Origin of the sequence: Rhizobium sp. BR 362, from assembly GCF_036528765.1 — a bacterium.
GTDB lineage: Bacteria > Pseudomonadota > Alphaproteobacteria > Rhizobiales > Rhizobiaceae > Rhizobium.
On the sequence record NZ_JARWGH010000036.1, the window covers coordinates 32630 to 45989 of the forward strand.

At 58.4% G+C, this 13360-nt stretch carries 12 protein-coding genes and 1 pseudogene; 9 read left to right on the plus strand and 4 right to left on the minus strand.

Features of this window, described 5'->3' with window-relative positions:
* Nucleotides 1-200: 200 nt before the first annotated feature.
* Genes QDY28_RS26395 through QDY28_RS26405 form a run of 3 tightly spaced genes read left to right on the plus strand, consistent with a single transcriptional unit; the run spans nt 201 to nt 2977 of the window.
* Nucleotides 201-1007 carry a 3-hydroxybutyrate dehydrogenase gene (locus tag QDY28_RS26395; protein WP_331384327.1) on the plus strand — a complete coding sequence of 269 codons (807 nt, stop codon included), beginning with the start codon at nt 201-203 and terminating at the stop codon, nt 1005-1007.
* Between the two features lie 42 nt (nt 1008-1049).
* Nucleotides 1050-1793: an acetoacetate decarboxylase gene (locus tag QDY28_RS26400; RefSeq protein ID WP_331384328.1), complete on the plus strand. Its 744-nt coding sequence runs from the start codon at nt 1050-1052 to the stop codon at nt 1791-1793.
* Nucleotides 1794-1804: 11 nt separating this feature from the next.
* Nucleotides 1805-2977 (plus strand): patatin-like phospholipase family protein, encoded by a 1173-nt coding sequence (locus tag QDY28_RS26405; RefSeq protein WP_331384329.1) that lies wholly within the window; start codon nt 1805-1807, stop codon nt 2975-2977.
* 110 nt (nt 2978-3087) lie between these two features.
* Here QDY28_RS26405 and QDY28_RS26410 read toward each other — a convergent pair whose 3' ends face one another.
* The 3 genes from QDY28_RS26410 to QDY28_RS26420 all read right to left on the minus strand — a co-directional run bounded on the left by QDY28_RS26410 (nt 3088) and on the right by QDY28_RS26420 (nt 6281).
* Nucleotides 3088-3960 carry a TIR domain-containing protein gene (locus QDY28_RS26410; protein WP_331384330.1) on the minus strand — a complete coding sequence of 291 codons (873 nt, stop codon included), beginning with the start codon at nt 3958-3960 and terminating at the stop codon, nt 3088-3090.
* A 321-nt stretch (nt 3961-4281) separates the two neighbouring features.
* The gene (locus QDY28_RS26415; protein ID WP_331384331.1) at nt 4282-5304 is read right to left on the minus strand and encodes a quaternary amine ABC transporter ATP-binding protein; all 1023 of its coding nucleotides are present in this window, start codon (nt 5302-5304) and stop codon (nt 4282-4284) included.
* An 11-nt stretch (nt 5305-5315) separates the two neighbouring features.
* Entirely contained in the window at nt 5316-6281 is a 966-nt protein-coding gene (locus QDY28_RS26420) for an ABC transporter permease (RefSeq protein WP_442967594.1), read from the minus strand.
* A 162-nt stretch (nt 6282-6443) separates the two neighbouring features.
* On the opposite strand from QDY28_RS26420, the gene QDY28_RS26425 reads away from it, so the two are divergent.
* The gene (locus QDY28_RS26425; RefSeq protein ID WP_331384333.1) at nt 6444-7547 is read left to right on the plus strand and encodes a mandelate racemase/muconate lactonizing enzyme family protein; all 1104 of its coding nucleotides are present in this window, start codon (nt 6444-6446) and stop codon (nt 7545-7547) included.
* On the opposite strand, the gene QDY28_RS26430 is transcribed toward QDY28_RS26425, so the two are convergent.
* Nucleotides 7524-8474: a LysR substrate-binding domain-containing protein gene (locus QDY28_RS26430; RefSeq protein ID WP_331384334.1), complete on the minus strand. Its 951-nt coding sequence runs from the start codon at nt 8472-8474 to the stop codon at nt 7524-7526. The genes QDY28_RS26425 and QDY28_RS26430 overlap by 24 nt on opposite strands.
* Before the next feature lie 170 nt (nt 8475-8644).
* Between QDY28_RS26430 and QDY28_RS26435 the strand changes: the two genes are divergently transcribed.
* The 5 genes and pseudogenes from QDY28_RS26435 to QDY28_RS26455 all read left to right on the plus strand — a co-directional run.
* Nucleotides 8645-10195, plus strand: coding sequence for a trimethylamine methyltransferase family protein (locus QDY28_RS26435; RefSeq protein WP_331384335.1), 1551 nt, complete (start codon nt 8645-8647; stop codon nt 10193-10195).
* A gap of 45 nt (nt 10196-10240) precedes the next feature.
* On the plus strand, nt 10241-11344 hold the full coding sequence (locus QDY28_RS26440; RefSeq protein WP_331384336.1) for a GlxA family transcriptional regulator: 1104 nt from the start codon (nt 10241-10243) through the stop codon (nt 11342-11344).
* Nucleotides 11345-11648: 304 nt separating this feature from the next.
* Complete coding sequence (proX, locus tag QDY28_RS26445) at nt 11649-12626, plus strand: glycine betaine/L-proline ABC transporter substrate-binding protein ProX (protein ID WP_331384337.1); 978 nt, start codon at nt 11649-11651, stop codon at nt 12624-12626.
* A 131-nt stretch (nt 12627-12757) separates the two neighbouring features.
* A pseudogene (locus QDY28_RS26450) lies at nt 12758-12947 on the plus strand (FAD-dependent oxidoreductase); the annotation flags it as partial.
* 180 nt (nt 12948-13127) lie between these two features.
* A partial coding sequence (locus QDY28_RS26455; protein WP_331383797.1) for a hypothetical protein occupies nt 13128-13360 on the plus strand: 233 nt, incomplete at its 3' end.

The window sequence follows — 13360 nt, forward strand, 5'->3', positions numbered from 1 at the left end:
GGGTCCGCACCGGTGATTTGATCCGGATTTGCGATGTTTCGCGCCCAGCTTACATCGGACCAAGCGATCCAGACTTCCTATAGGTCTCCATTTCACGGCAACTTTTAAGTGCTATGCTGGGCTAGTCATACCAGCGACATGTCGGCGTGATCCAAAGCTACGTGAAGATGCCCTTCGCCAAAGCGACACTGGAGAACCCGATGAGCGACGCGACCCAGCCGAAAGCCCTTGCCAACCGAACCGCCGTGGTCACCGGCTCCACGAGCGGCATCGGGCTTGCCATTGCCCGACGCTTTGCCGCCGCGGGCGCGAATATCGTCATCAACGGGTTGGGCGACGCCAATGCCATCGAGGCAGAGCGCGCCGGAATCGAAACGGATTTCGGTGTTCGTTGCCTCTATTCGCCGGCCAACATGCTCTCCGGCGCCGAAATCGGTGAGATGATCAAGCTGGCGCTCGACAGTTTCGGTAGCTGCGACATTCTCGTCAACAATGCGGGCATCCAGCACGTCGCGCCGATCGACGAGTTTCCGGATGAGAAATGGCAGGCAATCATCGAGATCAATCTGATCGCCGCCTTCCATTCCATCAAGGCGGCGCTGCCCGGCATGAAACAGCGTGGTTTCGGCCGCATCATCAACATCGCCTCTGCCCATGCCCTCGTGGCATCCCCCTACAAGTCCGCCTATGTGGCGGCCAAGCACGGCATTGCCGGCCTCACCAAGACCGTCGCGCTTGAAGCTGCCACCAACGGCGTCACGGTCAACGCAATTTGTCCCGGCTATGTCTGTACGCCGCTGGTCGAAAAGCAGATTCCCGACACGATGGCGGCGCGCGGCCTCACCAAGGAGCAGGTCATCCACGATGTGCTCCTCGAAGCGCAGCCGACCAAGCAGTTCGTGACGGTCGATCAGGTCGCGGGCCTGGCCCTTTTCCTTGCCAGCGAGGAAGCCGCCTCCATGACCGGCACGATCCTTCCCGTCGACGGCGGCTGGACTGCGTATTGATCGCCGACCTGTCCAATTTTCTTATGACGAGGAACGCCCGACATGAAAGCCGCCGACGTACGCAACGCCTATGCCATGCCGCTGACAAACCCTGCCTACCCGCCAGGTCCCTATCGCTTCATCGACCGGGAATACGTCATCATCAGTTATCGCACGGATCCCGACGCGCTTAGGGCTATCGTGCCGCAGCCGCTGGAGATCGTCGATCCCATCGTGAAATACGAGTTCATCAAAATGCCGGACTCGACCGGCTTCGGCGACTACACGGAGTCCGGACAGGTGATCCCTGTCCGCTTCCGGGGCGAAGAGGGCGTTTATGTGCACGCCATGTATCTCGACGACGATGCGCCGATCGCCGGCGGCCGGGAAATCTGGGGCTTTCCGAAAAAGCTCGCCTATCCCAAGCTCGTCCACGAGGGTGAGGTAATCGTCGGCACGCTGCACTACGGTTCCGTCCTCTGCGCTACCGCTAGCATGGGCTACAAACACCGCACGCTCAACGCTGCCGAGGTCGCCCATTCGCTTGCCAAGCCGAATTTCCTGGTCAAGATCATCCCGCATGTCGACGCGACGCCGCGCATCTGCGAGCTGGTGCGCTATCATCTCGAAGACATCAACGTGAAGGGTGCCTGGACGGGACCTGCCGACCTGCAGCTCTTCCGTCACGTCATCGCCGACGTCGCCCGTCTGCCGGTCGTGGAGATTGTTTCGGCCATGCATTTTATCGCCGACCTGACGCTGGGTCTCGGCGAGGTCGTGCATGACTACATGCGCGAACCGGCCTGAGGAGCAGGATCATGGACGAACAGATCAAGCTCCAGCCCGAGCTTAAATCCGAAACGCCCGATATCGCCGATCTTCTTGCGGCCTATCAGTCGATCGGCCTCGTTTTCCAGGGCGGCGGCGCGCTTGGCGCCTACCAGGCCGGTGTCTTCCAGGCACTCCACGAAGCTGGCATCGAGGCCAACTGGCTCTCCGGCGTCTCGATCGGTGCGGTTAACGCCGCGATCATCGCCGGGAATACGCGTGGCAACCGCCTCGACCGGCTGCGTGATTTCTGGGAGACGATCTCTCATCGCAAGATCTGGCATTTCACGCCGGAAGGCGATGCGTTCCGCAAGATGCGCAACCAGACGAGTTCGATGCTGACGATGATGTCGGGCCTGCCCGGCTTCTTCACGCCCAATCAGATCAATCCCTGGTTCCAGCTTCCGGGTGCTGTGGGCGCAACGAGCTTCTACGATACCTCGGAGCTGAAGAAGACGCTTAACCGCCTGATCGACTGGAACCTGCTGAACGATCGCCGACAGAGGCTTAGTGTCGGTGCGGTGAATGTGCGCACGGGCAATTACCGCTATTTCGACAGCCATCTCGAGGTGCTGAGCGCGGAGCATGTCATGGCCTCCGGTGCGCTGCCCCCGGCCTTCCCCTCCGTCCGCATCGAGAATGAATATTACTGGGACGGCGGCATCGTCTCGAACACGCCTTTGCAATATCTCCTGGAGCAGGAGGAGGTGCGCGACACGCTGGTTTTCCAGGTCGACCTCTTCAGCGCGCGCGGCATCCTACCCCGCGACATGGCTGATGTGCTCGCCCGGCACAAGGACATCATGTATTCCAGCCGTACGCGCAACAATACGGATACGTTCCGCCGCATGCATAATCTGCGGCTGAAGCTGCGCCAGGCGCTGCTGCGCGTGCCGCCGGAAGCGCTGACCGACGATGACCGGCGATTCCTGTTGGCGATGGAGGACGTGCCGCAAATCAATATCGTCCATCTCATCTACCAGCAGAAGATCTATGAGAGCGACGCCAAGGACTACGAATTCTCGGGCACCTCGATGCGCGAGCACTGGGATTCCGGCTATCAGGACACGCGCAAGACCCTGAAGCATCGCCGTTGGTTGGAAAAGCCGCCGGAATCGATCGGCATGACCGTGCACGACGTTCACCGGAACGATCCGAGCTGATCCCGCTAAAATTTATCCCAGACGACCCGTAACGCTCTCAACAAAGAGCGTTGCGATGGGCGAGTTTCGCCACATGCGCTGATCGGATAGGTCGTGTGGTCGTCCGCGAGCTAAAGAAACTGAACTCTCTCCGTGATTGCATCGGCTATTTCGCCGGGGCTGAAGTCGCGGGCGTCCAGGTACCCATCAGTCCCCAAAACGCCTTCAAAGTCGCCATGGTCCAGCAGAATATACATGACGCGGTCCCGCTGCCGTTGCGCTGTGATTTGGCGGATGGTGTTCCATTCCATGCCGCACCATTTCTTCGACTGATGATCGGAGCCGACAAACATGACAATCAGCTTGGAGCGGTTCTGATAAATGTCCTGCAGCAGGGTGTCGGCTGTTGGTCGCGCTAGTTGTCCTTGGTAATTATAATCGTAAAAGTAGTAATGAGGGCCAATGTGCTTTTCTAGTTGAGCCGCAACTTTTGCAACAAAGCTTGCTGCGTCAGCAGGAAACGACAAGCCAACGTCGAAGCGATGAGAGTTTATGTTCACCGCACTGCCCACAGGATTCGTCCAAGAGGGCAGCGTAAGTCCTAAGAGCTGCAGCTCTTTGGGTAAGTTTACGTCCTTTACCGCCCAATGAGTGCGGTTCATTTCCCAATCGCCAAGCCCGAGGACAAATTGCTTGTCCACCATATCATGCCATGTGAGAAACTTTGGAAGCGGCTGAATTTCATAGTCGACGTGAACACGCCTTTCGCGAACGGCGATATCTCGGATAACGCCGAAATGCGGGGAACGCTCGCGGAAGGTTTCGTGCGCAAATACGGTCGGCAACCGCATGAGTTGCAGTTGTGACGCCTCTGCGGTTACGTCGAATTTGTCGGCAATCGCCTGTTCTGTATATTCAAATATGCTGACGCAACGACTGAGATCGATGTCCAATGGCGTTCCGTCCCACGGTTCCTCTCTGCTGGAGACGATCAGATTGTACATGCCGCCCTCCCACCATTTCACCGTGCATGGCACTGTTATGTCTCTAACAAATAAACCGTTGGTGCCATAAAGTCACGAGCTGATGAACGCTTAGATTGAATGCGGCGATATCTTCGCAGTCAATCGTGTCGAACAATACGCCGATCAACGTCACGGCGAGCATTGGTGCCATCCCTTTCCGCGGCGGGCGAGAACATCGGGACGCCGCTGGCAGAAAAATGCTGGCAATGACGCTGTCATTGCCAGCAAGGCACTTGCCGGGAACTAGGAGAAATCCGACAAGTTGGGAGGTCTATCGGACCAGCTCGGTCGAGATCGAAATCATCCGCTGACCGCATTCAGGAGATCGTGCCGAGAAATCACCCCGACGGGCCTTTCGCCGTCGAGAACGGTGATTTCGCCATCATGCTCCTTGGCGATTTGCAGGAGCCTCGACAACTTGTCCGTTGCAAGGACCGTTGGACCGGACGCGAAAAGATGGGTCGCTCCGACAGGTTGCATCACTCTTCCGGCGGAGACCAACTCCAATCGGGAAATTCCCTTCACGAAATCGGCGACGTACTCGTCCGCCGGCTCCGTCACGATCTGTTCGGGAGTTCCCACCTGGACGAACCGTCCGTCCTTCATGATGGCGATATGCGTTCCGAGGCGGATCGCCTCGTCCAGATCATGCGTAATGAATACGGTCGTCTTTTTGAGCACCTTCGATAGTTCGAGGAACTGCTCCTGGAGCTGTCGTCTGACAAGTGGATCGAGGGCGGAGAACGGCTCGTCCATCAGCAGGATCTCCGGATCCGCGGCCATTGCCCGCGCAAGGCCGACGCGCTGCTTCATTCCGCCCGATAGCTCATCGGGGAAGCGATCGCCCCAGCCATCCAAACTCACCAGCTTGAGCTTTTCGGCTGCGATCTCGTGACGCTCGTTCCGGTTCATACCACGTAGCTCCAGGCTTAGAGCAACGTTGTCGGTCACCGTACGGTGTGGAAGCAGGGCCATGTTCTGGAAGACCATTCCCACGCTCTGAGACCGCAGTTGCCTGAGCTGCGGCCCCTGCAGCGAGTTGACGTTCTGATTGGCAACGCGAATTTCGCCCGCTGTCGGTTCGATAAGGCGATTGATATGCCGGACCAATGTGGACTTTCCGGAACCGGAAAGCCCCATGATGCAGAAAATCTCCCCTTTTCCCACCGTGAACGAGACGTCCACCACGCCGACGACGCAGCCGTATCGTTCCAGTATTTCTCTCTTACTCAGCCCGTTATCGTTGATGGCCCTATGAGCCTCTTTCGACTTTTCGCCGAAAATCTTCCAAACGTTCGTGCATTCGATGACTGTCTCGGTCATGGGTGCATTCCTCAATTCTTGATGGCCGACGATTGCGGCACGTCCTGACCGGCAGGGCCATAAGAGCTCCTGATGCAGGACCGGATGAGGCCGACCGGCCCACGCCTGAGCCATTCACCCCGTTTCGTCGGTTTCGCGAGCGCCTGCGTCAGGCGGTCCAACACGATCGCCAGGGCGACAATTCCGAGACCGCCGACCGTCGCTATGCCGATATCGAGACGTCCAATGCCCCGCAGCACCATCTGGCCGAGGCCGCCGACGGCGATCATCGAAGCGATGACGACCATCGAAAGCGACATCATCAGAGTCTGGTTGACGCCCGCCATGATCGTGGGCAAGGCCAACGGCAACTGCGCCTTCCAAAGTAGCTGAGACTCGGTCGAACCGAAGGCCCGCATCGCTTCGACCACGTCGACCGGTACTTGCTTCATCCCGAGATATGTCAACCTTATAACGGGCGCGACAGCGAATATGACGGTGACGATCACTCCCGGCACGTTGCCGATACCGAAGAGCATGACGACGGGGACCAGATAAACGAAGGCCGGAATGGTTTGCATCCCATCGAGCAGGGGTCGGAGGATCGCGTGAAGCGTTTCGGAGCGTGACGCCCATATGCCGAGCGGGAGACCGATCACGATGGAGAAGATCAGCGAGGTCAGGACGATCGACAAGGTGAGTATGGTCTCCGGCCAGACCCCGATGAAGCCCACGAAGATCAAGGTCGCAGCCAGCCCGACAGCCAACCGCATGCCCGCGATTTGCCAGGCCACCAGCGTGACCACGACGATCACCACCGTCGGGGGCACCGCGCTGAGCGCAGCCGAGAACGACTGGAGCATCGAGTCGATAGGGCCTTTCACGGCCTGGAAGAAGGGGCGGTAATTCTCCACCAACCATCTGAGACCGACCGTCATCCAATCCGCAAGTGGAAGCTTACCACAAGCAAACGGGTCAAGAATTCCGCAGTCCGCCATTATGTTCCCTCTTTTTATTAGGTCTTGTTAATAATTTTGAATAGCACATCCGGCGTTCTTTACCCGGCGCAAAAAAATAGACTGTCAGGTGACTTTATTTCAGCTTTCATCGGGCGGGCTAAACGCCGTAGCTTCGGCTCATCTGCAATGATGGAGATCTCGATGAAGCTGACGGCAATAAACGTATATAATGTCGATCTGCCGGTTGCGGGCGGATACAAAATGGCGTCCGCGACGGTGACGTTCCTGCAGAGCACTGTGGTCGAGCTCGTCACGGATGAAGGCATCACTGGCTACGGGGAAACATGTCCGGTCGGACCGGTCTATCAACCGCATCACATGTTGGGCGCTCGTGCCGCCCTGGAGGAGATCGGCCCCGGTCTCATCGGCCTCGATCCCCGGAATATTGGCCACTTGAACCGCGCCATGGACGCTGCGCTCAACGGCAGCCGCTATGCCAAGGCGGCGGTCGACATTGCTGCCTGGGATATCGCAGGCAAAAGCTACGGCCGACGCGTCTGCGACCTTCTCGGTGGAGCCACCGGAGACACGATCCCGACGTACTATTCGATAACCACGGCCTCACCAGACGAAATGGCGAGGGAAGCTCGGGAGCGCCAACTGGAAGGTTATGCCCGCATTCAGCTCAAGATCGGGGGTCGCGATGTCGAGGAAGACATCGAGACGCTGCATAAGGTGAAGGAGGCGATCAAACCTGGGATAAGGATTGCAGCCGATGCGAACCGAAGCCTGACGAGCCGGGACGCGATGTTCCTGTCGCAGCGTTGCCGGGATATCTCCATGGTGATGGAGCAACCCTGCAATACGATGGAGGAGATCGCGGCCGTTCGCCATCAGCTTTGCCATCCGGTCTACATGGATGAGTTGGCGGAGGACGTGAACAGCGTGATGCGCGCGGTTTCGGGAGGATTGGTGGACGGTTTTGGCCTCAAATTGACCCGCCTCGGAGGCATCTCGGCCTTGAGGACCGTCCGCGACATCTGCGATGCGCGCGGCCTGCCGCATACCTGCGACGACGCCTGGGGCGGCGACATCATCGCCGCGGCCTGCGTGCACGTGGGCGCCACCGTTGCGCCATCAAGGTTCGAAGGCTCCTGGATCGCTGCGCCCTATATCGAAGGACATTACGACCAGGAAAATCCCGTTCGTATCGAAGGCGGGCGCATCAAAGTCCCGACGGGACCAGGCCTTGGCGTAAACCCGGATAGGTCGAAGCTCGGCTCACCAGTCCTGTCTTTTGGCTGATACCATTTTGTTGGGCGTGATCTTCCGCTCCTGCTCGGCCATTTCGCGCAACCAATCGCGAAACACAGTAGCCGCGACCGAAAGCTCGCGGTTATTGTTCCAGGTCAGATAATATGCGCCCGGTGCGGGGATCACCAGGTCGGTGATCCGCACCAATTTTGCTTCGTCTATGAGATGGCGCACCAAGCGGTCCCACCCGATCGCGACGCCTTGGTCCGCCATGGCCGCCTGTAGCGCAACGTTGAATTTGCCGAACCGCCGGCCGGCGCCGTGACCGTGAGGGATTCCGGCCCGCAGCAAAACCTCGTCCCATCCTGCCCAATCCGGATCGACCCAATCCACATGCAGGTGAGGCAATTCCCCCAGGCCCGCGGCGGTGACGCCTTCGTGTTCGGCAGCAAAACCCGGAGCGCATACTGGATAGATCGTATCGTCAAACAACAGTTCTGCGGTTTCATCGAGCCATGCGCCGAACCCATAGCGTATTCGAAGTTCGACTTCGGCTCGTCGATAGTCCTTGGCGTTATCGGAAATGAGATGGTCCACCGCAATTTCGGGATGTCGACGCCAGAAGTCAGGCATTCTCGGGATCAGCCACATCGTCGCGAACGCGTCGGTGCAAGCGATTGTCACGTTTCGCGCCCGATCGCCGCGCTTGATCGAGCGGACCACTTCCGAAGCCTTCGAAAATCCGCTGGCCAGCACACCATAGAGTTCTTCCCCCTCAGGGGTGAGGGCCACACCCTTCGCATTCCTGACGAATAGCGGCACACCCACCTCGTCTTCGATCGCCTTGATCTGACGGCTGACGGCGCCCGGCGTCACGTTCAGCTCGCTGGCTGCCAGTTTGAAACTCAGATGGCGCGCCGATGCCTCGAAGACGGCAAGCGTTGTCAACGATGGGAGGTCGTAAAACCTGCGAACCATAGGGCCTCAACTCCGAAGGCAGTGGCGAGTCAGCACGCTAGCATAATAGTCAACTGCCGCGTGAGACTTTTGCATTTGGTTATTCCGCGGGCCTCGGTCATTAGTCTTGTCTGTGCGCGACGTCGAGTTTCCCGCACATCAAGAGAATATTTCAGGGGAGAACAGGCGCTATGAGCGTGCAACCCAACGCGGCAAGAAGGGGCGGCCGAGACGCCCGCCGGATGCTACGGACCACTCCGAAATTCCAGATGCTTCCGACGCTGAAGCGCGGACTTCCCAATACGGAGCCGATGAGCGAAGAGCAGGTCGAGCTGATTCACAACGCTTCGCTGGATATCCTCGAAGAGGTCGGCGTCGTTTTCCGCGATCCGATCGCACTTGAGGATTGGAAGGGCGTGGGGGCAGACGTCAGGGGCGAGCGGGTCCATCTGGACCGCGCCCTCGTCATGGACCTCATCAAGACCATCCCGTCCGACATCAAATACTACGCCCGGAATCCGGAAAACAATGTGGAGCTCGGCGGCAAGAAATCGATTTTCGTGCCGATGACGGGCGCACCCTACATGCGTGACCTCGATGACGTCCGCCGCGGGCCGACGATCGCCGACCTTGGGACATTCCACAAACTCGCTCACATGATGCCCGCGCTGCACTCGTCGGCGCACCACATCGTCGAGCCTATGGACATCGTGGTGGCCCACCGCCACCTCCACATAACCTATTCGTCGATGAAATATTCGGACAAGATGTTCATGGGTATGACGACGTCGCCCAAGAATGCGGAAGATGTGCTGGATATGTGTGCGATCCTGTTCGGCGCGGAATTCATGGAAACGCATGCGGTCGCCACCGGAAACTGCAACGGCAACTCGCCCCTGGTTTGGGACCAGACAATGCTGGGCGCCATGCGGGCGTTCAATCGGCGAAACCAACCGGTTCTTTGCTCGCCCTTTGTGCTCGGCGGCGCCAACACTCCCGCCTCCACCGCGGCCGCGGTCGCCCAGCTAAACGCCGAGGCTCTCTCCGCGCTCGCTTATACGCAAGTCGTACGCCGCGGATGCCCTGCGATCTACGGGCACTATCTATCGACCGTTTCGATGCAGTCGGGCGCGCCGATGGCCGGAACGCCCGAAATTTCCCTGATGAACTTCATGATCGGCCAGATGGCGCGCCGCTATAACGTTCCCTGGCGTACCTCGAACCTCTTGGGCGGCGCGAAGATGTTCGACGCTCAATCGGGCTACGAAAGCGCCATGACGATGATGGCAGTCCTGATGTCTGGCGCGAATTACATCTGGCATTCGGCCGGCTGGAACGAGGCGGGAATGCACTGCTCGATCGCGAAATTCATGGTGGACTCCGAAGTCTGCGCGATGGGCTACCGCATGGCCGAAGGCATCAAATGGGACGACTTCGACGAGGCGCTGGCATCCATTCGCGACGTCGGCCCTGGCGGGCACTATCTCGGCCATCCGCATACCCAGGCGAACTTCGAAAAGGCATTCTTTATCCCGAGACTCTTCGACAACAACTCGATCGAGCAATGGATTGCCGACGGGTCCAAGGATATCAAGCAGCGCGCGCTGGAGCAGGCACGATACCTGTTGTCTGAGTATCAGGAGCCCAAACTCGACGAATCCGTCGACGAGGAACTGCGTGCGTACATCGACCGCCGCAGCCGCGAAATCCCTGCCGTCGACGCGCTGAACGAAGATCATTGATCCTTCGCATTGCCTCGCACGCCGCGTTCGCAAGGGAGCGGAGACATGAGACGGATATCGGAATGGTCGGAGGATGAAGTAGCGAACTTGGCGGGTCAGGCGATTACGTCTGCCCCGTCGCTCTCTCGCGGTCTGCAGGACACAGCGACGATTGCGGTGCTTTTGTTCCCCGGCTTCTCGTTGCTCAGCCTATCCTCGTTTCTCGCGCCGTTCGAAAAGGCAAACGCGATTTTGGGAAGGCGGAGGTTCGTCTGGACTTTCGCAAGCAGATCGGGCGTCTCCGAAACCTGCAGCCTTGGATTGGCGATGCCGACGCAATTCCAGTTCTCGGACGCCATGCCTAAAATGGCATCCTCAGCGCGCACGGAAATGGTCGTCTTGGTCGCGGACGGCACCACGCAACTCGGCGCGCCGGCAGAGCTGTCTGGCGCGCTGCGGCTCTGCATCCGGCAGAATATACCGGTGGTCGCGCTTGGAACGGCCACGTGGTTGCTGGCCGAAATGGGTGCGCTGAAAAACACCGAGTGCACTATCCACTGGGAACAGTTGGCCGCCTTTGCGGAGACATTCAACGGACCAAAGGTGACCGACGTTATCTACACGGGAGACAGCGGCATATGGAGCTGTGCGGGGGAAACCTCCGCCTTCGATCTGGCCGTTGCGCTTCTCGAGCAGACGCTCGGCACATATCTCACGGTGGATGTCTGCAAACGCAATGTCGCCGACGGAGCAAGGGATCGGACGCATCGACAGACGGGTTGGTATCCATGGGCCATTCACTGCACCAGCAACAAGCTTCGTGAAGCGCTCGCGCTGATGGAGAAGTGCCTGGACGAACCGCTCTCGCTCGACCGGATTGCGGATATTCTGACGATTTCCAGGCGGCAGCTCGAACGTCTGTTCGAGACCTATCTCGGCACCTCCCCGCATAAATATTACGTCAAGCTGCGTCTCGACCGGGCGAGGCAACTGATAAAGGCGACCAACAAACCGATCGTCGACATTGCGGTCGCGTGCGGCTTTGTCTCGGCCACTCACTTTTCGAAATGCTACCGTCTTCTGTACGGATGTAGCCCCCAGCAAACGAGACTGGAATCTATGAAGACAATTGGCGTTCGGAAGAAGAAGCAACATACCCCATTCCAGTAAAGCGCCGCATTCGGCACTTTGCGGGTCTGCGATCCCCCAGCAGCGAGCAAATTTCGGTCAGAACGACCTCGTCGCATCCACGTGCGGCGGGGCGACGGCATCCGTTCACCAAGGGCAAACAACGCAATGAGATCAGTGCATTAAAGTCACCTGACGGGCTACTTTTTTGCGGCGTTGAGTTCGAAATACATGTGTTACCAATCTCATCACTCCTCGGGAGGAAAATTGGAAAGCAGAGCTAAAGACGCTCAGCGCTGCACGGTTCGGAAGGATGAGCGTCATCCAAAAAAAGGGAACTGACATCATGAAGATAAAGTCCACTGCTGCTGCCCTTTTGGCATCATTTTTGGCAATGGCCAGCGTCGCGTCGGCAGCCGATCAAGTAAAGCCGGCCTGGTCCGGGATCACTGAAGAACTCTTCCAGACTTACATTGTCTCGCAGGGGCTGAAAGACCTCGGATACGATGTTGCCGAGCCCACGCAAACTCAGGTCCAGCTTGCCCACGTCGCAGTGGCGAACGGCGATCTCACCTTCTACGCGGCGCATTGGGAGCCGCTCCACGAAGCCTATTGGAAGGAAGCTGGCGGCGACGCAAAGCTTATCCGGCTTGGAAAGCTCACGAGCAACTCCCTGCAGGGCTATCTCATCGACAAGAAGACAGCGGACGCAACCGGGATCAAATATCTTGAAGACCTGAAAGACCCGGAAAAGGCAAAGCTTTTCGACACCAACGGCAATGGAAAGGCCGACCTCTACGGCTGCGAGCCCGGCTGGGGCTGTGAACGCGTGATCGAACATCAGCTCGATGCCTACGGCCTTCGCGACACTGTCGAGCATCAGCAGGGCGGTTATTTCTCGATCATCCCGGATGCGATCGAGCGGATCAAGGAAGGCAAGCCCACCCTTTACTACACCTGGACGCCGCTCTGGGTTTCGGCTGTGCTTCGGCCGGGCAAGGAAGTGGTCTGGCTGAACGTCAAGAAAACCGATCTTCCCGACGGCAAGACGGACAACACCACGGTTCCGGGTCTGGGCAATCTCGGTTTTCCGGTGAATGATCAAATGGTCATCGCGAATACCGCCTTCGTGAATGCCAATCCGTCGGCCAAGAAATGGTTTGAGCTGGCGCAAATCCCCATCGAAGACATCAATGCTGAAAACAAGCTCGTGAACGATGGCGAGAAATCCAACGACCAGATCATGAAGCATGTGACCGATTGGATCGGGGCACACAAGTCCGAATGGAACAAGTGGATCGCCGAAGCCAAGGCCGCAAAGTAGTCGCAGAGACGCTGCCGCATTAGGCGGCAGCGTCATCGCCTGCGTCTGGGACGATCAGGCGGTGGAATTTTTGCCTGGATGCCAAGAGCTAGGCCCGCGCCGGTTCCAACTTTCTGCCGCGCGAACATGCCGCCAAGTCTCCTCGCCTTAAGAGCCTACCCTTCGAACGCAATCACGTGCCGGCGTTCGGCGAGATCGAGGAAGGATTGTCTTCGGCCTGCTGTGAAAACGGTCTCGGCACCGTCACCAGAGCCGTTTGCGTGGCTCGGCATCAATTCGGTGATCCGCTGCCAAGAGTTTCAGGCCTGGTGCGAAGGGTAAGCCATTCCTTTCAACACTGATATGTGCTCCCGGCCAGTCCTTTCGACGGTAAGCCTTGAGGCACATCTCAGCCGGTGAACTCAACTCGCTCACTACTTTGCACCTCACGGCTCTGGCGTTCGGGACGAAGATGCAGAATTCTCAAAGCACATTCCTATACGGTTTAAGGAGATGGCATGAATGGTCGGTGAGCGGCAGATGCGCCCGATGCTGTTAAAGGTGTTGGGAGAGGCGGATAGGTTTCAGGCTGGATCGAAAATTAGGGCATTGGACCCTGTTAAGGAGATTAGCCTTCGCCTGCTACCGAACGACCATCTTGAGGCCCGGTTCTGGCCGGTGACCTCGTATAGGAGTTTGGCTTTGCCGTTCACGCCCCTTTCGGGGTTCCGCCTCCCGCCAACGGGGAGATATTA